Source organism: Hymenobacter negativus (assembly GCF_017571495.1).
Classification (GTDB): Bacteria; Bacteroidota; Bacteroidia; order Cytophagales; family Hymenobacteraceae; genus Hymenobacter; species Hymenobacter negativus.
This window is the reverse complement of sequence record NZ_JAGETZ010000004.1, coordinates 449,672-473,432: the sequence shown is the minus strand read 5'-3', so window position 1 is coordinate 473,432 and position 23,761 is coordinate 449,672. Positions and strand designations below refer to the sequence as shown.

Genomic DNA, 23,761 nt, shown 5'->3' with positions numbered 1-23,761 from the left:
TTATTCCTGTTCTCGCTACTGATACTGCCCCGTGCCCGGCGCACCCAGCCCAAAATCGGTGAAGGTGACGGTTTCGCGGGCGGTTTCAAACATGCGCACACCGTTGGGGGCGGTGAGGCCGCGCGGGTAGTAGCCAATCAGCAGTTGGAAGGTGCGCAGGGCCGTAAACTCGTTGCGGAAGCGCAGCCCCATGCCCAAACCCATGTAGGGCGCGCTGCCAAACGGCGAGCCCCCACGCGGCTTGTCGCTCACCCAGGCGGCATCGGCAAACACGACGCCGGCCAGGCGGAAGCCCAGCAGTGAAAGTGGGGTAAATAAGGTGTTTTCGTAGCTCACCACAAAGCGGCTGGTGGCCAGAATGGGCTGACCCGGCGAAAAGCCCCGCAGTCCCCGCTCGTTGGAAATGCCCTGCAGCAGCTCACCCGGCCGGCGGTCGAACCCAATGGTGCCCTTGCTGGTGAGGAAGTGCCGGTACTGCCAGTTGCCAAAATGATAGAGCTTGGTGAAGGCTGTGAGCTCGGTGGAAACCAGGCCCTGTTCCCAGTCGCGGGACTGGTCCAGCTTCTGGTAGGCACCTACGTCTACGGCGCCGTAGAGGTAGCCGGTTCTCACGCCGAAGCTGGCAGCGGCTATGCGCAGGTCGAGGTAGCGGCGCGGAATCACGCGGTTGACTTCGACGCCGGCCGTGAGGCTGATGAGGGTGCCGGTGGGCACGTCCTCGGTGCGGCCAAAGCCGAACAGGTACCGGTCCTTATAATAGCGGCGCACCGAATAGCCTACCGTGCCCAGCACCAGCATGCCGTTGTGAAAGTCGGGTGCGGCCAGGCCGGTGCTGGGGTCGGGGCGGGGCGTTTCTGCGTAGATAGTATTGATGGCACGGGCGGCCACGATGATGCGGCCCGGGTTTTCGTAGCCCAGGTCGTAGGAGCGCAGGTGCAGGGCGCGGCCCACCCACACATCCTGCGCCGTGTAGCGCAAGGGGTAATACTTGTAGGGCTCGCCGGCCGGGGGCGCCACCAGTGCCACGTTCTGGTTGTAGCTATTCAGGTTGATGGCCCCGGCGTAGCGGGTGCTGGGGGAGTAAAAGTCGCGGGTGAGCGAGAGGCCGGTTGAGCGGTAGTTGTATTCGTCGCGGTAGCGGGCCTGGGCGTAAAGAAAATGCCGAAACGGAGCCGTGTAGCTGCCATCGTACGACCATTGCTGCGGGTGCTCGCCGTTGTCGGTGCTCAGGCCGCGGCCGTAGCGGTAGGCATTGCTGAATTGGTGCCCCTGGCCCAGAAAGTTGTCGTCGCCCAGGGTAATGAGGCCGGCCGTGGCCGAGCCCAGCTCGTAGCCCGCCGTGATGCTGAACACGTCCTTGGTCAGTACCTCAATGTCTACACTGTCGCGGGTGGTGGTGCGCTCATTCACCAGCACGCGGGCATCCAGAATTTCGGGGGTTTGGCGCAGCAGGCGTTCCGACTCGGCCAGGGCCTGAGGCTCCAGCGGCTGGCCGGGCCGGAACAGCAGCACCTGCCGGATGCGCGAGCGGCTGGTTTTGATGTGCAGCGCATTGCCCGCCTTCTCGATGACGGTGCGCGGCACCCGGGTCGAGTCGGAGATATTGTAGCCAAAAGCATCCAGCGTGCGGATGTTGATGCGCCGCACGATTTTGAAGTTGTGCCGGTCGAACTGCCGGTCCAGCAGCACGGCATCAATGCCCGCCTGCTCTTCCTGGCGGCGGGTGAAATTGAACAGCGCCGACACGGCCCGGCCGGCAATGGTTTTGCGGCGTGAGTAGGCTTGCAGGCGCTTGATGAGCCGTTCCTGGTCGAAGCGCTGGCGCAGGGAATCGGGGCTTTGCGGGAGGACTTCCAGGGTGGCGCGCAGCGAGTCGGGTGGTACGGCCGAGCGCGGGTCGAACGTCTGCGCCCGGGCCGGCCGGGCCAGCCCGCCGAGCACTACTACCACCAGCCAGAAAAGACAACCACGAAAGCTCATAATGGGACGCAACGCCGCAAAGTACGAAAAGGAGCCGGGGCAGGGTGTTGTGGTTGCATTAAGGAGCCGTCCGGTTGGCCAGGTGGAAGCTTGGCGGCTGGCCACACTATTTCATTATTTACTAAAAAGCCAATCCAAAGCGGGAAGGGGATTTTCTCGAAAAAAGAAACTATTCCCAAAAAAATTAGCTTAGAACCTTGTGCCTAATTGGCCACTGTATATTACTTTTAAGCCCGAAAGCAACCCGCTGCCTTATGAATGAGCGCATTCAGGAGAAACTAAGCATATTAGCTGATGCCGCGAAGTACGACGCTTCGTGCAGCAGCAGCGGCGGCAAGCGCAAAAACGAAAGCAAGGGCCTCGGCAACGCCGAAGGCATGGGCATTTGCCACAGCTACACGGAGGACGGCCGCTGCGTGAGCCTGCTCAAAATCCTGCTCACCAACCACTGCATTTTCGACTGCGCCTACTGCGTATCGCGCCGCTCCAACGACGTGAAGCGTGCCGCTTTCACCGTGGATGAAGTGGTGGACCTCACCATCAACTTTTACCGCCGTAATTACATCGAAGGGCTGTTTCTGAGCTCCGGTATTTTCTCCAGCCCCGACTACACGATGGAGCGCCTGGTGCGCATTGTGAAGAAGCTGCGCACCGAGCACAATTTCAACGGCTACATTCACGTCAAAACCATTCCCGGTGCTTCGGAGGAGCTGATTCAGGAAGCAGGCCTGTACGCCGACCGCCTCAGCGTGAACATCGAGCTGCCCTCAGAGCTGGCCCTGACCACGCTGGCCCCGGAGAAAAACTACCAGGAAATCCTGACCCCGATGAGCCAGATTCGGGACGGTATTGCGCAGAATAAGGAGGAAAAGGCCCTGTTTAAGAAAGTGCCCAACTTCGCCACCGCCGGCCAGACCACCCAGCTTATTGTGGGCGCCAGCGCCGAAACGGACCTGCAAATCATCAAGCTGACCGACTCGCTCTACCAGGGCTACGGCCTGAAGCGCGTGTACTACTCCGGCTATATCCCCGTGACCGACGACGCCCGCCTGCCGCAAGTCACGCAGCCGCCCGTCATCCGGGAGCACCGCCTCTATCAGTCCGACTGGCTGATGCGCTTTTACGGCTTCCAGGCCGACGAAATCCTCGACCCTGCGCACCCCCACCTCGACCTCGAAATCGACCCCAAGCTGGCCTGGGCCCTGCGCAACCGCCACGTTTTCCCCGTGGATGTGAACACCGCCGACTACGAAATGATACTGCGCATTCCCGGCGTGGGCGCCCGTTCGGCCAAGCGCATTGTGGCCGCCCGTCGCTTCGCCACCCTCAACATGGAAACCCTGCGCCAATTGGGTGTGGTACTGAAACGCGCCAAGTTTTTCCTCACCTGCCAGGGCGAGCACCAGCCCATCATCGGCGAGCTGACCGAGCAGCAGGTGCGCCGCCAGATTCTGTTCGGGTCCGGCTCGGTGCGTTCGGCCCTAGTTACCCAGCAGCTCGACTTATTTGCCCAAGCCTCCTAACTCCACTATGCAATCCGCCGCTTTTCTTCCCCAAGGCGCCTCCAAACGGCCTACCAGCCAGTTGGGCGGCGTGCAACACGACATCTTTTTTTCTGTCATGAAAGTCATTCATCGCCAATCGCAGCCGGTGCCGCCGGTCCCTTCCGATAAAGTTGCCCGGCTTTCGTGCGTCTGCCGCATCAGCGAGCTTATGCCGTTGGTCCGCCAGCTGCACGACGATGCCCGCGCCCGCTACCAGGCCGAACAAGGCGAGCAACAGCGCCAACAGGCTGCTTAGGGCCTTGGGGCGGTTGTGGTGGCAAACATCGCCTTGCTTGCAGCACGCAGCAGCGCCTGACGTTTCGTTTTCGTCAATCGCCTATTCCCGCCGCAGGCCCAGCCGCTCTACGGTTTCCCCCTCGAAATCGAACTCGATGAGGACGGCGGGTGAGTCGCCCACTACCCAACCATCGTGGCCCGGCGCAATAGCCACCACTTGCGGCGCAACATATTCCTCCAATACCCCATCGGCGTACTGAATGGTGAGGCTGCCAGCCGCCAGAAAGCCGACGTGGGCATGCTGGCAAAGCTCGGTGCCCACCACCGGCTTCATGTCTTTCGACCAGCGGAAGCCCGCCGGGTACACCACGCGCTTCACCCGCGAGTTGCCGGTGCGTACCACATCAACTTGCGCACCGCCCACTTCGCGATGGGTAGCGTCTTTGAGCGGGGCCAGAAGGGATTCAAGGTTCATAAGGAAGTGTTTTGGGTGGGAAAATGGAGGTGTGCCTACGTGGCTAAAGGTAGGGATTTTAAGTAATTGGCTTAGGCTACGGAAGGATGATTGTTCTGAGGCCAAGGGCTCTGGCTGCGGGGCAGACGCAACTCCGCACCGACTGGCCGGGTAATAGCCGTATGGCAACATTGCACCCGCTCGAACACCACACCGTGCCTACCAACGGCCTGCACCTGCACGTGGTGCAAACCGGCCCAGCGGATGGCCCGCTGGTGATTCTACTGCACGGCTTCCCCGAGTTTTGGTATGCCTGGCGAGAGCAGCTGCCGGCCCTGGCGGCGGCCGGCTATCGCGTGTGGGCACCCGACCAGCGCGGCTACAACCTGAGCGACAAACCCAGCCGCGTGCGCGACTACACCATCGACCAGCTGGCCGCTGATATTATCGGCCTGATTGACGCGGCCGGGCGGGAAACGGCCGCCATTGTAGGCCACGACTGGGGCGCTGCCGTGGCCTGGCACCTCGCCGCGCAGTATTCCAACCGCATCAGTCGGGTAGCGATTCTGAACGTGCCGCACCCCCAGGCGCTGGGCCGGGCGCTCACCCGCCAGCCCCGCCAATTGCTCAAGAGCTGGTACGTTTTCTTTTTCCAGCTGCCGTGGCTGCCTGAGGCACTGGTCCAGCTGCGCCGCTGGTGGCTGGCCCGCCAAACGCTGCTGCGCACCAGCCGCCGCAGCACGTTTAGCGCCGCCGATTTGGCCTTGTATCAGACGGCCTGGACGCAGCCCCGCGCCATGCGCAGTATGATGAACTGGTACCGGGCCGCTGCCCGCTACGCCCGTCGGCTGCGTGCGACAGGCCGTGTGGCGGTGGCGGTGCATATTATTTGGGGCGAGAAGGACGCATTTTTGGAGCGCGAGCTGGCCCGCGCAAGTCTGGCTTTCTGCGATAACGCCCAACTAACGTATCTGGATGCCACGCACTGGGTGCAACACGAATCTCCAGCTCGAGTTAATGAGCTGCTGTTGGCATTCCTGGGGCAGGAAGATGCCTTAGGTTAAATTATAAACCGGTCCGCCGGGCACAAATGCAGGAACTGTCGTTCAACGTTTCATGAGCAAGCCAATTCGTATTCCTGCTTCTTCGGTGGCGGCTCCAAGGGCAGCACGCCGCCCTGCGCCAGAGCTCACGGCCACGCCCCGCGACTACACCTACGACGGTACCTTCGAGGGCCTGCTCACGGTGCTGTTTACCATCTACGACTGGCGGGCGGCCCCCAACAGCATTCAGCCTGAGGCTACCGCCCAAACCGGCCTCTTTGCCCAGCCGTCCCACCGCGAAACCGATGAGGCGCTGGCCGCCCGGGTCTGGGACGGCCTCCTGAAAAGCATGGATGCGGAGGCCCGCACGCGCCTCTACCACGTTTTTCTGAGCGAGGATGCCGACCGCGAGCTGCTGATTTTTCGCTACGTGGATTTGGCCCTGCGCTCAGCTCAGGACATTGCCGAAAACTACGCCAATGCCGACGTGCGCCGCGTGCAGCGCCTGGCCCAGCAGATGTTTCGGGAGAAGCATCGCATGGAAGCCTTCGTGCGTTTTGAGAAAACCCAGGACGAGCTGTTTCACGCCACTATTGAGCCGGATATGGACGTGCTGCCACTCATTGCCGCGCATTTCACCAAGCGCTACGCCGACCAGCGCTGGCTGATATACGACCGCCGCCGACACTACGGCCTGTACTACGACCTGACGCGTACCGACGTGGTGCAGTTCGAAAACAGCGCCGGTGCAAAATCAACCGATATTTCGGCCACCGTACTCGACGAGCGGGAGCCGCTGTTCCGGCTCCTCTGGCAGGCCTACTTCGACCACGTCAACATTCCCGAGCGCAAAAATCTGAAGCTGCATCGCCGCCACATGCCACTCCGCTACTGGAAATACCTCAGCGAAAAGCAGCCCCGCGAAACGCGATTCGAGCCTATTCAAAACAAGCAGCCAGTGGCGGGCAAGGAAGTGGTGGCCGGGCAGAAGCGACTCCCGGGATAGCCACAAAGCTGCCACAGCAACGGATTCGTAGTACAATGAAATGCCCCAGAAGGATAGCCGCGCAACCGCGACAGAAATACCAGAGAATCTGTCGTTGTTGCGCGGCTCGTTCGGTTCAAAGGCTTGGACTGCTACAAAGCTGTCGTTGAGCGGCGGCTACCAATTGGGGCTGACCTATACTTCTTGGCTAAAGAAACAAGGCCGAGGAAACGGCCTCGGGAAAAGCCAGGCGCAGGTAGAAATAGCCGGTGCCGGCCAGGCCCAAGAGCAGGCCAGGGGCTTCGGCGCGGCCGGGCGTAGTACCAGAAGGGTCGTTGACGCCGCTCGGCCAGCTCAGGCCAGGGCGATGATATTTCTCGATGCCGTAGTTGCCGGCGGCTTCGGCTACCTGGCGGTAGAGGTCGTTTCGGAGCAGGCGGCTGCCTTCAAGCATTACATCGGCATTGCCAGCCAGGCCGTGGCAAAGCGAGAAGTTGGGCTGGGCCGTGGGATTGGTTACCAGGTTGTAAATGCCCCGGTGGGTGGTGTTGAGGGCCATTTCGGCTTCCTGCCGGAAACTGTCATCGCCGGTGAGCTGCCAGGCCCGCAGGCGGCTGAGCGCGATGCCGGGCGCACCGTGGCACCAGGCCTCACCATAGGTTGGGGGCGTGCCGGCGGCCGGCGCGGCCACGCCCAGGCTGCTCATCTCGCGCAGGTCGGGCCAGTTTTGCAGTTGGGGGTTGAAGTGCAGGCGCTCAAAGTTGAAGCCCATCATGGCGCCGGTATAGTAGGTGGGGTTGTTGGTGACGCGGTACAGTTCCAGCAGGGCCAATGCGATGCCGGCCGCGCCGTGCGAGTAACCCGTCATGGCCGGCTGGCCGGGCAGGGCCTGCCAAGCCCAGGCGTTGGGCTGCTGCACGGCCTTGGCCACCAGGAAATCGCCGCAACGCACAGCCGTTTCGCCCAGGCCAGGGTCGGGGTACTTGGCTAGCAGGCGCAGCAGCACCGGAATGGCCCCCGCCACGCCGGAAATCACGTCTACCTCGAAATCCTGCACCGGTTGGGCGCAAATGCGGTTGAGCCGCTCCCAGCCGGCCGCCGTCCAGTCGGACCGGTTGTGGCGCTCGCCCACCTCGATAAGCGTACTGGCTAAGCCCAGCGCCCCGCCGTAGTAGGCGTAGTTGGCTGGCCCGCCGGTGGTGCGCTGGTCGCGCATAACGTGGTTGATGGCGCCTTCCAGGGTTTCTTCCAAGGCGGGGTCGGGCTGCTGGGCCAGCAGCTGCGAGAAGAATTGAGCCACGCCGGCCGTACCGCTGTACACATCGGCCGCACAGGCGCGCTGCACCGCCTGAAACGTGCCATGCACGGGCTCAGTGGCACTGCCAATCCAGTTGCAGCGGTCGCCGTCCCACACGGCAGTCTGGGCCAGGTGTGCGGCAATAGCCTGGGCCGTCTCCAGAAAAGGCGAGGCGGCCGGCAGGGGCTCGACGAGGGTATCGGTTTGAGTAGCAGCGTTAGTCATGGGCCACGGAATGCTCGGCGGCCAGGGCCGCGAAGGGATAGGAAAGGTGAGAGTTGGGGTTGCGGTAGAGGTGGGCCACATCGAGGCCATTGCGCTCGAACGTGCGGCGGATTTCGGCCAGCTGGCTCGTCTCATCACTGGCCTGCTTGTAGTGCGCCGCTATCAGGGCTTCGGCCAGCAGGGTGCAGCGGCTCATGCCGAAGCTCTGGCCACTGCCGGGGTCTTCGGAAAACGACACGCCGGGCCGCAGCACTTTGGTAAAGAGTGGCACGGCGGGTTTGAGGTGCGGCATGAGGGCATCGAGAATGGGCCGCAGCAGGCGGCTGGCAAACCGCATGTCGAACTTGCTCAGGTAAAGCACTGCGCTATCGGTGCGCGTAAACAAGTCGGGGTGATTGAGGCACTTGAACAGGAACGGCAGCCGGTAATGGTTGAAGGTGCGGGTGATTTCGCGCACCAGCAGCTCGGCCCCGGCAAACGTGGTATTGAAGTAGATGCGCACAAACTCGGCCTGCTGCGATACCAGCGCGGTGCCACGCACATGATAGAATACCGGCTGCACTACCTTGTCTTCGCGGCTGATGCGCAGCCGCACCAGCGCGCCCACCTTTAGGCTGGTTTCGTCGGTGTTCATAAACTCCCACTGGCCGGCCATGAGCTGGCGCAGCTGGCCGTTTTTGGTCACGAAGGCATTGCCGTGGGAGTCTACCGAATACACCGACCAGTGCGGGTCGAAGCCGTCGGGCGTCTGGTTGGCGGCCGAGAGACGGGCCATGCTTTCCTCGCGGGCCGCGGGGGCGGGCATGGGCGGCGCGGCTTCCGGTGCGGCCGTGGCATCGGTGTGGCCGGGGCAGTAGAAAGCTCCGTAGAGCGCATTGGCCAGCTGGTATTGCAGGTTGGTGCGGGCCTGGCTGGCATCGCCGCTGTTCTGGCCGAAGTGCTGCAGCGGCTGGTGCCACTTGGTGTATGACTGCTGGTAGGTGACGGGAATTTCCTGTCCGCGGAGCCGGTAGGTGTGCTCATCAAGCACCGTTACCTGCTCCGAAATGGCCGTCAGGGCTTGCAAATAGGAAGGCGTGCTCATGCGAGTTCGGCCACGGGCGCGGCGGTAAATTGTTGGAGAATAGCCGGACCATTGCTCAGCATGGCGTAGCTGGCTTGCAGCAGCTTGGTCGAGTTGGGCTGGACGGTGGGCATCATCATGTTCTGCTCAATAGCCGACTGAATGAGCCGCACCCCGGTGAAGCGCAATGCTTTGGCCAGGGCGGCGGCCTCTTCGGCTGGCTTGGCGTCGGGCGCCGTCTGGGCCCGGTAGAGCCGCCAGAAATGGTCCATCAGCGGCCAGGCTTCCTGCAAATGGCCCAGCCCCACGCCCGGCACCAGGCTAAAGCTGTCGGTGGCAATGTTGGGATGGTAGAGAATGATGTTGGTGACGAAGCCCTGGAGGACGCCGGCCACGTCCCACAGCGGGTCGCCGATGTCGGCAATTTCCCAATCGATTACTTTCACCTTTTCCCGGTCTTCGGCTCGCTGCACCAGCAGGTTCATCCACTTCAGGTCGCCGTGAATCAGGCTGGTGGCCATCCATTCGCTCTTGATGCTGACCAGCACGCTGCGAAAATCAGCACTGCCCAGCACGGCGCTCAGCACCGGGTTGGGGGTGGCGGTTTGCGAAAACAGGCCCTGCTGCGTGCCAACGTCGGTGTCGGCCAGGTTCATCACCCAGGGCATTTGCCGCGGGAAAAACTGCACCGAGCGGCTGCCCAGCACCTGGGCCGTCAGGGGAAAGTGGTAGCTGGCCAGAATGGTAGCCAGCTCCTCGCGGACGTGGAGCGGCAGGCTGCCTTGGTTTAGGCGGGCGTAGTCTTCCAGGTTGCTGGAGTCGGGCAGGTATTCGGTCACCAGCACCTGCTTTTCGGGGTCGAAGCCGAAATAATCGGGCACGTAGCCCGACAGCTGCTCAAATGCCGGATGGTTTTTGATGAGCCACAGGCAAGTGGCGTCCTTTTGCAGCACGTAGGTATTGTTCGGGTCGAAGCTGTTGAGCTGCTTCACAAACAGGCTTTTGGCCGCCTGCCGCGTAACCCGGAAAATGATGTTACGGGTCTGCATCTGGGTGGCCATGTAGTCGCCGTCGGCCAGCGAAGCCGGCTCGATGAACCCCTTGTCCAGCAGGTACAAGTGAATGCGTTCCAGGGTGAGTCTCATAGGAATTATGCGGAAAAAAGGTGGGGTGGCAGAAACCCTAAAAACTCCCCGCCCAAGCGGGCGAGGAGTTTTGGAAAGCTTCCCAAACCGGCGGCTAGCAGCGGTTCCGGGCTTGCGGTAGCTGGCTAGCAGATAACCGGGATGCCGGTCACGCCGCCGCAGCTAGCGATTTTCGTCACGATGCACACCGCCGGAATGAGCGTGGGCGGGCAAATACCTAAAAAGGTGACGCCTTGCGCTTGGGCTTGGCCACCGCCGTTAGCCGGGGGGCACATGGGCGCTACCGTGGGGCAGTGGGGCGGTACCGATACCAGCGTCTGGGCCTGGGCCTGCTGGCCGGAGCAAACCCAAGGCAGCCCGGTGCAAGCCAAGATAGTGGCCGTCTGAGCCTGACTACCCATTACATCACACTTTATTATGGTATCACTTGGGCAAATAATAAAAGTAGCCGTCTGGGCCTGGGCCTGCGGAGCTTGGGCCTGGGCGCTGGGGCATACCCAGGGCAAGCCGGTGCACAAGGCCAGGGTGTTGGTGATGGCCTGCGCTTGGGCTCCGCCGCCATGTGCCGGGGGCGGGCACATGGGTGCTACCGTGGGGCATACCGTTGGCATCGACAGCATCGTTTGGGCCTGTGCCTGCTGGCCGGAGCAGATAACCGGAATGCCGGTGCAGGCAATGATGGTAGCCGTCTGGGCTTGGGCCTGCTGGCCGGAGCAAATCCAAGGCAGGCCAGTGCAGGCCAGAATAGTAGCCGTCTGGGCTTGAGCTTGTGGTGCCTGGGCCTGAGCGCCGGAGCAAACCCAGGGCAAGCCTGTGCACAAGGCCAGGGTGTTGGTGATGGCTTGTGCTTGAGCACCGCCGCCGTTTGCCGGGGGTGGGCACATGGGTGCTACCGTAGGGCAAATGGTTGGCAGCGAAACCGGAGTCTGCGCTTGGGCCTGCTGGCCGGAGCAAATCCAGGGCAAGCCGGTGCAGGCAATGATGGTAGCCGTTTGGGCTTGCGCCTGCGGTGCCTGGGCTTGGCCACTAGCGCAGATGGGCGTAATGCCGGTGCACAGTGCGATGGTGCAGCCAATCAGGGTTGGAAAGACCGTTTGGGCCTGAGCCTGCTGGCCTTGGCTTTCACCGCCATTAGCCGGAGGGCATATGGGTGCTACCGTGGGGCAGTGCGGCGGCACCGACAGATTGCAGTAGCCGGGCTGGGTGTGCCAAATGGTTTGAGCCTGGGCTTGCTGGCCGGAGCAAATCCAGGGCAAGCCGGTGCAGGCAATGATGGTAGCCGTCTGGGCTTGGGCGCTGGGGCAAATCCAAGGCAAGCCTGTGCAGGCCAGAATAGTAGCTGTTTGGGCTTGAGCTTGTGGTGCCTGGGCCTGAGCACCGGAGCAAACCCAGGGCAAGCCTGTGCACAAGGCCAGGGTATTGGTGATGGCCTGTGCCTGGGCACCGCCGCCGTTTGCCGGGGGCGGGCACATGGGCGCTACCGTGGGGCAATGCGGTGGCACCGACACGTTGTTTGTGGCATCGGCGGGTGGGCAGCCCACTTGGGTGCAGATTGTGGCGGCCGTCTGGGCGGCGTTGCCGACAGGTGGACAAATAAACCACATGGTGTGAGGCACGCAGCCCGGCAGGCTCATGTGAGGCTGACAGCCAATCTGAGTACAGACTGTCGCCATCGTTTGCTGCACGGGTACCTGCGGGGCCGTGCCTTGGTTGCCGGTTACGGGGCCGCATGCGATGGTGGGCCAGCAGTAAATGCTGGTGGGGAAAATAGTATTCATGCGCGTTCAGGGGTTAGATGGGTGAAAAATTGGGCAACACCTCTTGCAAAAGGGACTTATTCAGGGGCCGCTTCGGCGGCGTCGGGAGAGCCGGCCTCGGGCACGTCGGCGTCGGGCTCAGGCTCGGGCGCGGACTTTGCCTGGAGCTGACTGGCCTGCTCCAGAGTTTGCAGCAGGGACAGTAGCCGGGTGCCCACCACGCTGCCCAGGCCGGTGCAGGGGTTCCAGTAGGGCGCGGCCGCATACAGTTGGTTGTTGCCCTGAGTGATGGCCCGGAAAGCATCGGAGCCGGCAAAGCCATAGAGCAGAGTATTTAGGTAGCCCAGGCGGTAGCCCAGCTTCTCGCCAAGCAAGGCTATCAGGGCTGCCACAAACGGGGTGGCCCCGCTGGTGCCCCCAATCACGGTGGTCTGGCCGCCCAGCACTACCCGGTAGCCATTCACGGTACTTGCATCGGCGGCCACGTCGGGCACGCCGCGCATGGTGCTGCGCTGGTAGGGATACCTGGCCACTGCCTGGGCCTGATAGTAGGGTTGGGCGTAGAGCGAGCTATAGCCGCCGCCCGTGGCCACCTGGCCACCCAACTCGTTCCACACCACTTCGCTGGTCAGCTTATCGTTGGTGAGGGTGGCAATGGTGCCGCCGCAGCCCAGCACCAGCGGACTCGAAGCCGGCAGCGACACGTTGGGCACGCTCATCCCGTTGTAGGCACCGTGGTCGGCCGAGGCGGCTACGATGGTGATGCCCAACAGGCTGGCCTGATACAGCAACAGGTTCATCTGCTGCACTTCCTGGGCCGAGTAGTTGTATTCCGAGCCGGCCCAGCTCACCGACAGCACGGTGGGCTTGTTCACTTCGTCGCCCACCGCGGCTTGCAGCGCTTCTATCAGCGTAGCGGCGTAGTATACCACCAGCTTGGCCTGCGGAGCCAGTGCCCCGGCTACTTGCAGGTCCAGGGCCACTTCCGCGTTGTTCACCAGCTCGGTGGTGCCGGTGCTGGGAGGCGCAGTGCCTACCTCCACAATGCGCGGTTTCTTCACCCCGATTTCAGCGAAAAACTGCTTCAGGTCGTTCTGGTTAAGCTTGCCGCCCAGCTCTACAATGCCGATTACCTGCCCTTCGCCGGTGACGTCTTCCGGAAACTGGTAGGCCCGAGCCAACTCCTGGGGGCCATAGCCGGGCGGTGTCACAGCCGTCGCCTTCAGGCCATCAACCGGCGGTTGGGGCGGCTGGGGCGGGGTAGGCAGGCGCGACTCTTTCCGCACTGGCTGCTGCAGGGGCTGGGTGGGCTCTACCACCGTCAGCAGGCTGTCGGGCAGCTTGTAGGGGCTGGTGGTGGCCATAAACTGCACCCGGTTAGGCGCCTGAAACGTGGCTATCTGCGTGCGGAAGGCTCGCTCGAAACTGGCCACGGTGCCGGCCAGCGTCACGCTGCCCAGTATCAGGCTGCGCGTCTTCACCCGGATGTCGAAGGCTTGGTAATACGTTTCCACGGCAGCCACATCTTCAGCAAAGCCGCCGGTGGCCGCGGCCACTTCGTCGTGCGAGAGATAGCGCCGCAGGTGAGGCGGCTGGTTCAGAATCTCGTTGAGCGGCCCGGCGGCTTCCGGGGTTAGCTGCTGGCGGCGCAGGGCCAGCTTCACCTCGATTTCCTTGCCTGGATTGGGGTAGCCGGCCAGGGTAGCACTGCGCTGGCTAGCGGATTCGGCAACGGACAGTAAGTTCTTATCCATAATGCTGATGGGGTCTGCGGTTTATTGTTGGCAAAGGATTGATAGCCTGCGTGGAAAGCGCCATGTTGACTTGTCGCAAAGCTATTTTGGCGCCGAGCCTGCCGCGTTAGTGCTGGCACTAGTTTTTCAAATCCTAGTGCTGGTACTAGGATTTGGCAAGCTGCCGGACCGGCTGCCGGTCCGGCAGCGGCGAGCAGGGCGGAGGCGCCGATAAAAGCCCCTGCCGCTGGGCAAAAAGTACCAGTCCCAGGGTGGTGCGGGTGCCGGCCTTCTGGAGCATTTGGCTGCGGTGGTACTCCACCGTGCGCACGCTGGTGCAGAGGTATTCGGCAATCTCCTCGTTGGTGTGGTCGTCGGCTATCAGGCGTAGCACTTCGAGTTGCCGGGCCGAGAAGCAGTCGGCCGGCCGGGGCAGTTGGCGGTGGTGTAGCTGGCTTTGCAGCAGGTTCAGAGCGTACTCGTTGTAGCAGCGGCCGTGTGCTAGCACGGCGCGCACGGTTTCGCATACTTCCTGGGGCGGGGCGGTACGCAGGAGCAGCGCGCTCACGTTTTGGCGCAGCAGCCGCAGGGCTACCAGCTCGGGCGTTGTATCCGGGTCGATGACTACCACCACGGCCACTTGCGGCTGCTGTGCGCGCAGGGCTGCCAGCACGGCACCGGGGTCGGCGGGAGCATCGGGCAGGCCGGCGGCCATTACAACCACGTCAGGAGCCCACCTTTGGGCTACAGCCAGTACTTCAGGGGCCGTCGCGGCTTCGCAGAGCGCATGCGCCGCGAATGCCTGCGACAGCACCTGCAGCAGCCCGTGCCGGAATATCGGCAAGGCATCAGCAACCAGAATGGCGGGGGACTGGGTGGGGCGGGGAGGTAGCATTTCGGGTAGAGAAATGACCGTGGAAGAATGAAGAATCTACCCGACAAAGGACCTGATTAAATAGGCCATGGAACAGCGTACAATTACCTGATTTTAAATGCGGGTGATTGTACCTGAGTGCGCGTAAAGAATGATGAAAAGCTGCCCGCCGCCCGCCAAGCAGTTGCAGAAAAGTAAACAGGTAGCAAGCACATTACGCCATGCCGAGCGCTGTCTCGGCAGCGCCCGCTATGTGCGGTTTTCGGCGTAGCTATTGAGGTAAAGCCATTGGCGTTGACGTTATCCGCCACAACACCGAAAACCCAACACCTGGCATTGGTGCGGTTCACAATGCCAATGAATTATGATGGTGCGCTAGACGCCTCGGCTGCGCTTGGCGTGACGAGCGTTTTGGGCTGGATTTCCCGCGTCTCTCATCCCGAGCCTGCTACGGGCGTTGCGGCGCTCAGGACGACGGCTGACTACTCCACCCGAAACCAGTCCACGTCGGCATTGCCGGCATCGTTGAACTTGGTGGGCCGGGTGCAGAACAGGCCGACTTTGGCTCCAATCCACTTGCCTTCGCGGGCCTGAAATTCGGTGCCGGCCTGGGTGAAGGTCTGGCCGTCGAAGCTGTAGCTGAACTGGCACTTGGCCCCGGCTCGCACGGCCACGCGCAGGTAGATGGGCTCGCCGCTTTGGGGAGCGCGTACCTCGGCTTCGGGCGTGCCGATTTCGGGCGCGAGCTGGTCGGCGCCCCGGCAAATGCTCTGGCTGAAGTGCAGCCGACCCTCGATGCGGGTGGCTGAGAGGTAGGCGTAGTCCATGCCCATTATCAGGAGGCCCACTTTTTCGCCCTCCACGCGGGGGCTGAAGGTGAGCTTGGTGGTAACGGTGAATGTTTCGGCGGGGAGCTTTTGCAGGAGCAGGTTGGGCACCTGCCAGAGGTTTTTGGTGCCCTCGGGCTGCTGCACCGAGTAGAGGCGCAGGAAGCCCTGCGGCCCGTTGAGGTAGGCCCAAAAATCCTGCGGATTGGCGTGCCATTGCCATTGCAGGCCTAAGGTGTTGCGGTTGAACTCGTCGGAAGTAGCAGGTGTGGCTAGTGGCTGCGCCAGGCCCTTGATGCGGGGCTTGCGGTGGGTGCGCACGGGTTGGCCCTTGCCGTCGCCGTCCGGGTCTTCGCCGATGATGGGCCAGTCGTTTTTCCAGACCATGGGCTCCAGGTGCACCACGCGACCATACGGCCCTTGGTCCTGGAAATGCAGAAACCAGTCTTCGCCCGCGTTGGTCGTGACCCAGGCCCCCTGGTGCGGGCCATTGACGGTGGTTTTGCCCTGATCCATCACAATGCGCTCTTCGTAAGGACCGTACACGTTGCGCGAGCGCAGCACCAGCTGCCAGCCGGTAGGCACGCCGCCGGCCGGGGCAAAGATGTAGTAGTAGCCGTTGCGCTTGTAAAACTTGGGGCCTTCCAGGGTCGGTTGCCCTTGGTGCCCGTCAAAAACCAGCGCGTCGGGGCCGATAAGGCGCTGGCCGTCGGGGCTCATCTGACTCACGGCCAGAATGGTTTTGATGCCGGCGCGGCTGCCGGCGAAGCCGTGCACGAGGTAGGCGCGGCCGTCCTCATCCCAGAGCGGGCAGGGGTCAATCCAGCCCGTGGCCTGCTTCACGCACACCGGAGCCGACCACGGTCCGGCCGCATTTTTGGCCTTGGTCACAAAGATTCCGAGGTCCGGGTCGGGGTAATAGATGTAGAACTCCTGATTGTGGTAGCGAATGGCAGGGGCCCACACGCCGTTGCCGTGCTGGGGCAGGGCGTAGCGCGCCAGCGGCGGCTGCGCCTCAAACACCGCCCCAATAATGGTCCAGTTCACCAGGTCTTTCGAGTGCAGAATTTGCAGGCCCGGCACGGCATTGAAGCTGGACGAGGTGAGGTAGAAGTCATCGCCTACGCGCACCACATCGGGGTCGGAATAGTCGGCGTAGAGCACCGGATTCTTGTAGGTGCCATTGCCCAAATCGGGTACCCAGACTTTGGAAATGCCCTGAGCGGCAGCTGGCAACACTCCCAGCAGCATCAGCAGGAGCACAGCGCTGCTTCTACCCCCGGCGCGAATGGCTTGCGGAAGGCGAAGCAGTACGGAAAGAAGTTTCATAAAGAAAAAAGGGGGGTGGGAACACGCAGCTTTGGACCAGCAAAATAAGGCCTGCGGGCGGACCACCACTCTTTTCAGGTGCAAATGGCTCTAACTTGCAGCCTTCTAAACCAGAAATTCAGCGGCCCCGCGGCACGAGTAAATATGAGTAATACCTTGGTTTTTGGTGCCTCCGGGCAATTGGGGCAGTGCCTGGCCCACGTCGCAAAGCAGCGCAACATCCCCGGCCTACACTTTCTGCCCGAGGACCAAGCCAACATCCTGAACCCCGCTGGCCTGGCCGCGCTGTTTGCGCAGCACCGCCCGGCTTACGTCATCAACTGTGCCGCCTACACAGCCGTCGACAAGGCTGAGGACGAGGTGGAAATTGCCCGCAAAGTGAACCGCGACGGCGTGGAGAACCTGGCCAGGCTGTGCAGCGAATACGGCACCATTCTCATCCAGATTTCTACTGATTTTGTGTTTGCCGGTACCGGCAACGAGCCTCTGACCGAAACCGACGAGGCCGCGCCCATCAGCGTGTATGGCCTCACCAAGCTGGAGGGCGAGCAGGTGATTCCGCCGCTTACGGCGCGGTATTTCACCCTACGTACCAGCTGGCTCTACTCCGAGTTTGCCGGTAATTTCGTGAAAACCATGCTCAAGCTGGGCCGTGAGCGCGACGAGCTGCGCATCATCTGGGACCAAGTGGGTACGCCTACCTACGCCATCGACCTAGCCGGTGTTATCCTGCACCTCATCGAGACCGAAAGCCAGGCCTTCGGCCTTTACCACTATAGCAACGAGGGCGTCACGTCGTGGTACGATTTCGCCACGGCCATCTTCGAGCTGAGCAATACGTCGGTACGCACCACGCCCATCCGCACCGCCGAATACCCCACCAAGGCCACCCGCCCGGCCTTCTCCGTGATGGACAAGACCAAAGCCAAAACTCGACTCGGCGTGGCCATTCCGCACTGGCGCACCAGTCTGCAAGCCTGCCTGCACCGGCTGGCGGATATGGAATAACGCAGCCAAGCATATACTATAAAAAGCCGCGTAGCGGTGCCAGAAATCAAGTGTTTCTGGCACCGCTACGCGGCTTTTGCATTACTTGAATCGTGCTTCTCTACAAACTTGCCGCGGCTACGCAGCCTACTCGCGCACCAGCTTCAACTGGGCGTGCTGGGTGCCTTGGCTCAGGCGCAGCATGTACACGCCGCTGCTCAACGGGCCCAGCTCAGCCAGCGACAGGGCCGTGGTGCCAGCCGACAGGTCGAGGGTGCGGCTCAGGATGAGGCGGCCCAAAGCATCGCGCACTACCACCGTGGCGGGGCCAGCTGTGGCCGTGCGCAACGTAAGGTTGGTGCCCTCCGCGCCGAAAGGCTGGGGCCAGGACTCGGCGGCGAAGCCCATCGGTGTGGTCACGCGTACCTGGCGCACGGGCGAGTAGGAGGCGGTGCCATCCGCATCGACCTGGCGCAGGCGGTAGTAGACCGGGTCGGCGGCGTAGTGGGCAATGGCCTTGTCCGTAAGCTGGTATTCCGACGCCTGCGTGGTGGTGCCATGGCCCGCCACTATGCCAATGAGCCGGAAGTTTTTGCCGTCGGCACTGGCTTCCACCTCAAAATGGTCGTTGTTTTTCTCCGAAGCTGTGGTCCAGCGCAGCAGGGCATCCGCGCCCTGGGGCTCGGCCGTAAAGCTCACCAGCTCCACCGGCAGCGGGGCCGAGATGTTGCTGATGGTGAGGGCACCAAGCAGGGTCACGTTGGCGGAGAAACTGCGGGTAGCCGCAGAGCCTGCCGGGCCCATCTTGCCCCACGGCCCGGCCGCCGACGTTGAGCGCCAGAGCTGGGCATTGGTACCTGTCGCAAAGCCGTTGTCATTATCGGCCAGCCAGCTGAAAGCCACGGTGGCGGGAGTGGCGTTGGAAGGCTGCGTGCCGCTGGCAGCCACGGTCCACACCCGGTCGATGCCTTTGGTGGTACCGGCCAGGTTTTGCCCGTAGCTCACGCCGGCCGTCAGCATGCCGGCTGTGCGCGTCACGGTCACCGTGCCCAGGTTCGTGCCGTTGGCGTTGATGGTGGCGCTATTGGGGAACACCACGGCGGTGTTCCCGCTCACGGGTGCCACGGCCCGCAGGTTGCCCTGCACGTAGCGACCGGTGGCCTCACCCGTCAGCGTAGCCCCGGCGGGCAGTGTGATGACGGCGGCGGGTGTAGTGCGCACCATGCCAGTGGTGAGCGTGAGTTGGTTGGTTACGTTCAGGTCGGCGGGCACTAGAACGCGGTTGCTGCCCGTGCTGCCAGTGTTGGCTACCTCCAAGCCGGCCAGGCTGGTGCCGGTAGGCGAGGTCAGGGTCTGGTCAGTGCTGCCGCTAAAGCGCAGCTTGCCTGCGCCGCTCAGGCTGGAGGCGGCGGCCGCGTTGGTAAAGTCACCGGTCAGCTCCACCGTGCCATCGTTGGCGATGGTGCTGCCCGTCTTATTCTGGATACCGCCGGCTACGTACAGCGTGGCGCCCGATTGCACGGTAATGGCGGCCCCGTCGTTGGTGAGGGTTTGGGCAGTGGCGGCCAGCGCGGGAAGGGAGAGTGCAAGGGTAAGGAGTCTTTTCATAAGCGAGGGGGAGTCAAGCGTGCTGATTGCTGCAAAGGTCGGTGTTGGTAATTGGTAATACAATACATATTAACGAAATAGCGATAGAGCTATTTCACCGATTCGGCTAACTGCTCCGCTGGTTTTGAAGCCCTCAGGCCCGGGCCTGATTGGCTTGGCTTCCGGCGGTACATTCCGGTCGGCTGGCGGAACACGGCGAATGGAAAGGAACAGTGAATATAGAATCAGTAGGGTAGACTGGGTGGCCTTAGCAAACTGAAATTGGCAAGCCGACCAGGCGGGCGCAACAAAAAATAGCGGAAAGCTTCAAATGGTAAGTGAACAGCCCGGCACGGTATGCGAAGCGCCGAACCGTATTACTCTGGTCGGCGTCGTGCGTAACTTTCGGAACTCCTGCCTGTCGCCCCTGCCTCATGCCTGCTCCCCTCCAACTGCTCATCATCGAAGACGAAGCCGTGCTGGCCCTGGACCTGCGCGCTACCCTCCAGGCCGAAGGCTACGGCGTGGTGGGCATTGCCGCTACCGGCCCCCGGGCCCTGGAACTCTTCACCCAGCACCCCGAAGTAGCGGGCGTGCTCTGCGACATCCACCTGCAAGGTCCCTGGAACGGCATCGAAACGGCCCGGCGGCTACTGGCCCTGCGTCCGGTACCGCTCATCTACCTCACCGCCCTGGCCGACCAGCCCACCCTCGACGAGGCCCTGACTACCGGCCCGGCGGCCTACCTGCCCAAGCCTGTGTCGGCGGCCAGCCTGCGGGCGGCGCTGGCGCTGGCCCTGCACTCCATTGCCCGGTCCGTAACCCCCGCCGCAGAGCCCGAAACCACCCCCGATACGCTCACGCGCGACACCATTCTGCAACTCGACGAACACGTCTTTATTAAGGATAACAACCAGTTTGTGCGTATCCCGCTGGCTGATATTCTGTTGCTCGAAGCCGACAATACCTACACCGCCCTGCGCACGTCCACCCGTAAGTATGCCCTGCGCCTCACCCTGGGCGCGGTGCTGGAGCGCCTGCACTTTGCGCAGCTTGTGCGGGTGCACCGCTCGTTTGCCGTCAACATTCAGCGCGTCGAAAGCTTTTCGGACACCGAAGCCACCGTGGCCGGCCAAACCGTACCCCTGGGCCGCCAGTACCGCGAGGCGTTTCTAAAGCAGTTTCAGTTCCGATAAGTGTGCGCCAGGACCGAGTACCCCGAATTTCCAATTCGGCTCGCGTTGAGACAGTAATTCAGACGCAAGCCGAATTGAGAATTCATGGTACTCGAGCTTGGCGTGGGCCACTTACCAAATGCGGTAGTTCACTAGCGCAGTCAGGCTGTTGGCAGCTTTTGCGGTAGGACGGTAGCGTTGGGGTGATATTTTCGTTGCGTGCCAGTAGCTTCTGCTTGTTTGGTGGCGCTTTCATGATGCCGGGTTTCAATTGATTTTATGATGGCTTGGTTGCGGGTATTTCAAGGGCGGATGTGGGCTTTGGTGCTCGTGCTGCTGAGCGCGCCGTTGGTGAGTCGAGCCACCGAGGTTCCGCTTGGCGCCGGCCCGGCCGATACGGCTATGGTGCGGCAGCAGCTGGCAGCAGCCCAAGCCTTGCTGGTGCGCAATAACGACTCGGCCACGATTCTGAGCCGGCAGTTGCTGCGCGCCAGTGAACACCTGGGCTATTCCTACGGCATAGCCCAGAGCTGCCTGCTGCTCGGCACCGCGCTGCGCAACCAGAGCGAGTTCGATTCGAGCTTTTACTACGGGCGCCGGGCGCAGGCCCTGTTTGAGGCCCAGCACCGCCCCGACGGCGTGGCCTGGGTGCTCAACCTCAATGCCCAAACTTACAAGCGGATGGGTGACGCTCAGGCAGTAACCTTGCTCACACGCAAGGGCTTGCAGCAGGCCCAGGCGGCGCTGGCCCTGGGCCGGCGCGGCCCGTACCCATCCGTAATGGTGTCAGCGCTGCTCAGCCAGGGCATCATCTACCGCGACCTACAGCGTCCCGATTCGGCAGCGGTCTGCTATCGCGAGGCCATTCGCATCGAGCAAACCCTGCGCCCGGTGCCGTCGTCGCTGGGTGTGGCCTATGCTAATTACGGGCAGCTGCTGATGGACCACGACCACGACTACCCGCAGGCCATCGGCTACTTCCGGCGGGCATTGCGGCTGCACCGCGCTCAGCACAACCGCAACGGCCTGGAGCATGCCTACCGCCAACTCAGCTGGGCATACCGGCGGCAGGGAAAGCACCCGCAAGCCGTAGCTACTGCCGACACCTGCCTGGCTTTGGGCCGCGCCATTGGCGACCCGCACCGCCTGAGCAATTCGCTCGAAGCAGCATGCTTTGCCTACCGCGACGCCGGCCGCTACCGCGAAGCCACCGACCTGATGGAGGAGCGCCGCCTGCTGGACAACAAAACCAACCGGCTGGAGAAAACCCAGGCTGTGGCCCGCATCGAGGCTGCCTATCGGCTCGAAAAGCAGCAGGCTCGCATTGCCGGTCTGGCCCTGGCCAATGCTCGCAAAAAGAACCTGCTGCTGGGCTCAGCGCTGGGGCTGTTGGTGCTGGCTGGGCTGCTGGGCTTTGGGGCGTGGCAGTACCGTGCCCAGCGCCGGGCCAATGCCCAGCTACGCGCCACCAACCAGACCATTACTGAAAACAACCTGCGCATTCAGGAGCAAGCCAGCCGCCTCAAGCTGCTGCTGCGCGAGCTGCACCACCGCGTGAAGAACAACCTGGCCATTGTAAGCAGCCTGCTGAACCTGCAGTCGGGCAGCCTGACCGACCCCGTGGCTGCCCGTGCCGTGCGCGAGGGGCGCCAGCGTGTGGAAGCTATGGGCCTGATTCACCAGCGCCTCTACCAGACCGACGACGTGGTGAGCGTCGACATCCGGCCCTACCTCACCACCTTGGTCGAAAACCTGTTGGCCGCCTACGGCTTCGATGAAGACCGGTTCGACCTGGTGCTGGAGCTCGACCTGCCGGCTATTGACGTAGACCGGGCCGTGCCCCTGGGGCTTATTCTGAACGAGCTGGTGACCAACGCCCTCAAGCACGCCTACGCCCAGGTGGCCCGCCCGCTGCTGCGTCTGCACCTAAGCGCCCCAGCCGGTGGGCTGCTGCTGGAAGTGGAAGACAACGGACCCGGCCGCCCAACCGGCTTCGACAGCGGCAACTCCTTCGGCACCCAGCTCATCATGGCCCTGAGCCAGCAAATCGGCGGCGAAGCCCTTATGGGCAACCAGCCCGGCGCGTATTTCCGGCTATGGGTGCCGGGAGAGGCAGCCGTGCCCACCAGGGCTGTGGCATCAGTAGCGCGGACGTCGTAGTCCGCGTCCCTGGCGCAAACCCAAACGACGCGGACACGCGAACGATAAAGCCCACGCTACTGCCGCCCGTAGAACCGGCTCACCAGGTAGGCCGCGCCTGCGAAGGCGGCTCCCAGCAGGCACACGCCTGGCCAGCCGGCGTGCGTCCAGGCTAGCCCACCGGCGACGGAGCCAATGGAACCGCCCGTGAAATAGCCAGTCATGTACACCGTATTGAGGCGGCTACGGGCCTCGGGTACCAGGGAAAATATCTTGGTCTGATTGGAAATGTGGGCCGCCTGCACGCCCACATCCAACAGAATCACGCCCAGCACCAAGCCCACCAGCGAGTAGCCGCCCAGCCCCAGCACTGCGTAGGATACCAGCGCCAGCAAGATGCCCACCCCGATGGCAAAGTCTGGTCCACGCGTGTCAGCGGCCTTGCCCGCCAGCGGCGCAGCTAGCGCGCCCACGGCCCCCACCAGCCCAAAAAAGCCCGCCACATCGGAGCCGTAGCGGTAAGCGGGGCCCTCCAGAAAAAATGCCAGCGTGGTCCAGAATACACTGAAGGCGGCGAATAGCAGCCCACCCACCATTGCCGAGCGGCGCAGGGCGGGCTGCTCGCGCGTCAGGGTCAGGATGGACTTCATGAGCGCGCCGTAGGAGCCTGCGAAGTTGGGCCGGTCCTGTGGCAGGCGCCAGGCCAGCAGGCCCAGCAGAGCCAGCATCAGGCCGGCCGCAATTTCAAACATGGCGCGCCAGCCCAGGTGCGCGCCCACGTAGCCGCTCACCGTGCGCGAAACGAGGATGCCAATCAGCAAGCCGCTCATAATGCGCCCTACGATGCGGCCCCGGTCGGCCTCGGGTGCCAGGTGGGCGGCCATGGGCAGCAGCAGCTGCGGCACCGCCGAGCAAATACCAAGGAGCACGCTGGCCCCGGCCAGCACCGCGAAGCTGGGCGCGAAGGCTGCCAGTGCCAGGCAGGCGGTGGCCCCTAGCAGCATGAGCAGCATCAGGCGCTTGCGCTCCAGCATGTCGCCCAGCGGCACCACGAACAGCATGCCGGTGGTATAGCCAATCTGGGTGGCGGTGGCAACCAGGCTGGCGCTGCTGTCGCTCAGGTGGAAGGTGCGGCCAATGGCGGCCAGTAGCGGTTGGTTGTAGTAGATATTGGCCACCACCAGCCCGCAGGTGAGGGCCATGAGCCAAACCAGCGCCGCGTCGAGGCGGGCGGCGGGGTGGGAGAGGGGTGGGACGGAAGGAGCTTGGGCGGAAAGAGCGGAATCGGACATGAGGGGCAAGGGGGCGAGTCGGGAGCCTCGCTGACATAGGGGGAGTCAACAGCCAAACGTGGGTGTTGGTTGCAGTACACCTGCCGGT

The 23,761-nt window shown here is 62.9% G+C and carries 18 protein-coding genes; 7 read left to right on the top strand and 11 right to left on the bottom strand.

Annotated elements, in window-relative coordinates:
• Positions 1-15: 15 nt before the first annotated feature.
• Positions 16-1,980 (bottom strand): hypothetical protein, encoded by a 1,965-nt coding sequence (locus J4E00_RS11755; protein WP_208175341.1) that lies wholly within the window; start codon positions 1,978-1,980, stop codon positions 16-18.
• A 254-nt stretch (positions 1,981-2,234) separates the two neighbouring features.
• Between J4E00_RS11755 and J4E00_RS11750 the strand changes: the two genes are divergently transcribed.
• Both J4E00_RS11750 and J4E00_RS11745 read left to right on the top strand, forming a co-directional pair.
• Complete coding sequence (locus J4E00_RS11750; RefSeq protein ID WP_208175340.1) at positions 2,235-3,503, top strand: putative DNA modification/repair radical SAM protein; 1,269 nt, start codon at positions 2,235-2,237, stop codon at positions 3,501-3,503.
• Positions 3,504-3,600: 97 nt separating this feature from the next.
• Complete coding sequence (locus J4E00_RS11745) at positions 3,601-3,780, top strand: hypothetical protein (RefSeq protein WP_208175339.1); 180 nt, start codon at positions 3,601-3,603, stop codon at positions 3,778-3,780.
• Positions 3,781-3,861: 81 nt separating this feature from the next.
• Here J4E00_RS11745 and J4E00_RS11740 read toward each other — a convergent pair whose 3' ends face one another.
• Positions 3,862-4,236, bottom strand: a complete 375-nt coding sequence (locus J4E00_RS11740) for a hypothetical protein (RefSeq protein ID WP_208175338.1) — start codon at positions 4,234-4,236, stop codon at positions 3,862-3,864.
• 161 nt (positions 4,237-4,397) lie between these two features.
• Between J4E00_RS11740 and J4E00_RS11735 the strand changes: the two genes are divergently transcribed.
• Both J4E00_RS11735 and J4E00_RS11730 read left to right on the top strand, forming a co-directional pair.
• Entirely contained in the window at positions 4,398-5,279 is an 882-nt protein-coding gene (locus J4E00_RS11735) for an alpha/beta fold hydrolase (RefSeq protein ID WP_208175337.1), read from the top strand.
• Between the two features lie 52 nt (positions 5,280-5,331).
• Complete coding sequence (locus J4E00_RS11730; RefSeq protein WP_208175336.1) at positions 5,332-6,264, top strand: TIGR03915 family putative DNA repair protein; 933 nt, start codon at positions 5,332-5,334, stop codon at positions 6,262-6,264.
• Positions 6,265-6,451: 187 nt separating this feature from the next.
• Here the strand turns inward: J4E00_RS11730 and J4E00_RS11725 are convergent, their stop codons facing one another.
• The 7 genes from J4E00_RS11725 to J4E00_RS11695 all read right to left on the bottom strand — a co-directional run bounded on the left by J4E00_RS11725 (position 6,452) and on the right by J4E00_RS11695 (position 16,493).
• Positions 6,452-7,765 carry a lanthionine synthetase LanC family protein gene (locus J4E00_RS11725; RefSeq protein WP_208175335.1) on the bottom strand — a complete coding sequence of 438 codons (1,314 nt, stop codon included), beginning with the start codon at positions 7,763-7,765 and terminating at the stop codon, positions 6,452-6,454.
• Positions 7,758-8,849 carry a T3SS effector HopA1 family protein gene (locus tag J4E00_RS11720; RefSeq protein ID WP_208175334.1) on the bottom strand — a complete coding sequence of 364 codons (1,092 nt, stop codon included), beginning with the start codon at positions 8,847-8,849 and terminating at the stop codon, positions 7,758-7,760. The genes J4E00_RS11725 and J4E00_RS11720 overlap by 8 nt, the downstream gene beginning before the upstream one ends.
• On the bottom strand, positions 8,846-9,973 hold the full coding sequence (locus J4E00_RS11715; RefSeq protein ID WP_208175333.1) for an aminoglycoside phosphotransferase family protein: 1,128 nt from the start codon (positions 9,971-9,973) through the stop codon (positions 8,846-8,848). The genes J4E00_RS11720 and J4E00_RS11715 overlap by 4 nt, the downstream gene beginning before the upstream one ends.
• A 125-nt stretch (positions 9,974-10,098) precedes the next feature.
• Positions 10,099-11,751, bottom strand: a complete 1,653-nt coding sequence (locus J4E00_RS11710; protein ID WP_208175332.1) for a hypothetical protein — start codon at positions 11,749-11,751, stop codon at positions 10,099-10,101.
• Positions 11,752-11,807: 56 nt separating this feature from the next.
• Positions 11,808-13,484, bottom strand: a complete 1,677-nt coding sequence (locus J4E00_RS11705; protein WP_208175331.1) for a protease pro-enzyme activation domain-containing protein — start codon at positions 13,482-13,484, stop codon at positions 11,808-11,810.
• 145 nt (positions 13,485-13,629) lie between these two features.
• A complete protein-coding gene (locus J4E00_RS11700; RefSeq protein WP_208175330.1) occupies positions 13,630-14,358 on the bottom strand; it encodes a response regulator transcription factor in 729 nt (242 codons plus the stop codon).
• Between the two features lie 461 nt (positions 14,359-14,819).
• Positions 14,820-16,493, bottom strand: a complete 1,674-nt coding sequence (locus J4E00_RS11695) for a glycoside hydrolase 43 family protein (protein WP_236049713.1) — start codon at positions 16,491-16,493, stop codon at positions 14,820-14,822.
• Positions 16,494-16,637: 144 nt separating this feature from the next.
• Here J4E00_RS11695 and rfbD point away from each other — a divergent pair, with 144 nt between their 5' ends.
• Positions 16,638-17,501: a dTDP-4-dehydrorhamnose reductase gene (gene rfbD, locus J4E00_RS11690; RefSeq protein ID WP_208175329.1), complete on the top strand. Its 864-nt coding sequence runs from the start codon at positions 16,638-16,640 to the stop codon at positions 17,499-17,501.
• 126 nt (positions 17,502-17,627) lie between these two features.
• Here the strand turns inward: rfbD and J4E00_RS11685 are convergent, their stop codons facing one another.
• Entirely contained in the window at positions 17,628-19,088 is a 1,461-nt protein-coding gene (locus J4E00_RS11685) for a T9SS type A sorting domain-containing protein (RefSeq protein WP_208175328.1), read from the bottom strand.
• A gap of 413 nt (positions 19,089-19,501) precedes the next feature.
• On the opposite strand from J4E00_RS11685, the gene J4E00_RS11680 reads away from it, so the two are divergent.
• Positions 19,502-20,263 carry a LytR/AlgR family response regulator transcription factor gene (locus J4E00_RS11680; RefSeq protein ID WP_208175327.1) on the top strand — a complete coding sequence of 254 codons (762 nt, stop codon included), beginning with the start codon at positions 19,502-19,504 and terminating at the stop codon, positions 20,261-20,263.
• Between the two features lie 258 nt (positions 20,264-20,521).
• Positions 20,522-22,402 (top strand): histidine kinase dimerization/phosphoacceptor domain -containing protein, encoded by a 1,881-nt coding sequence (locus J4E00_RS11675; protein WP_208175326.1) that lies wholly within the window; start codon positions 20,522-20,524, stop codon positions 22,400-22,402.
• A gap of 56 nt (positions 22,403-22,458) precedes the next feature.
• Here the strand turns inward: J4E00_RS11675 and J4E00_RS11670 are convergent, their stop codons facing one another.
• Positions 22,459-23,673 (bottom strand): MFS transporter, encoded by a 1,215-nt coding sequence (locus tag J4E00_RS11670; protein WP_208175325.1) that lies wholly within the window; start codon positions 23,671-23,673, stop codon positions 22,459-22,461.
• Positions 23,674-23,761: the final 88 nt, after the last annotated feature.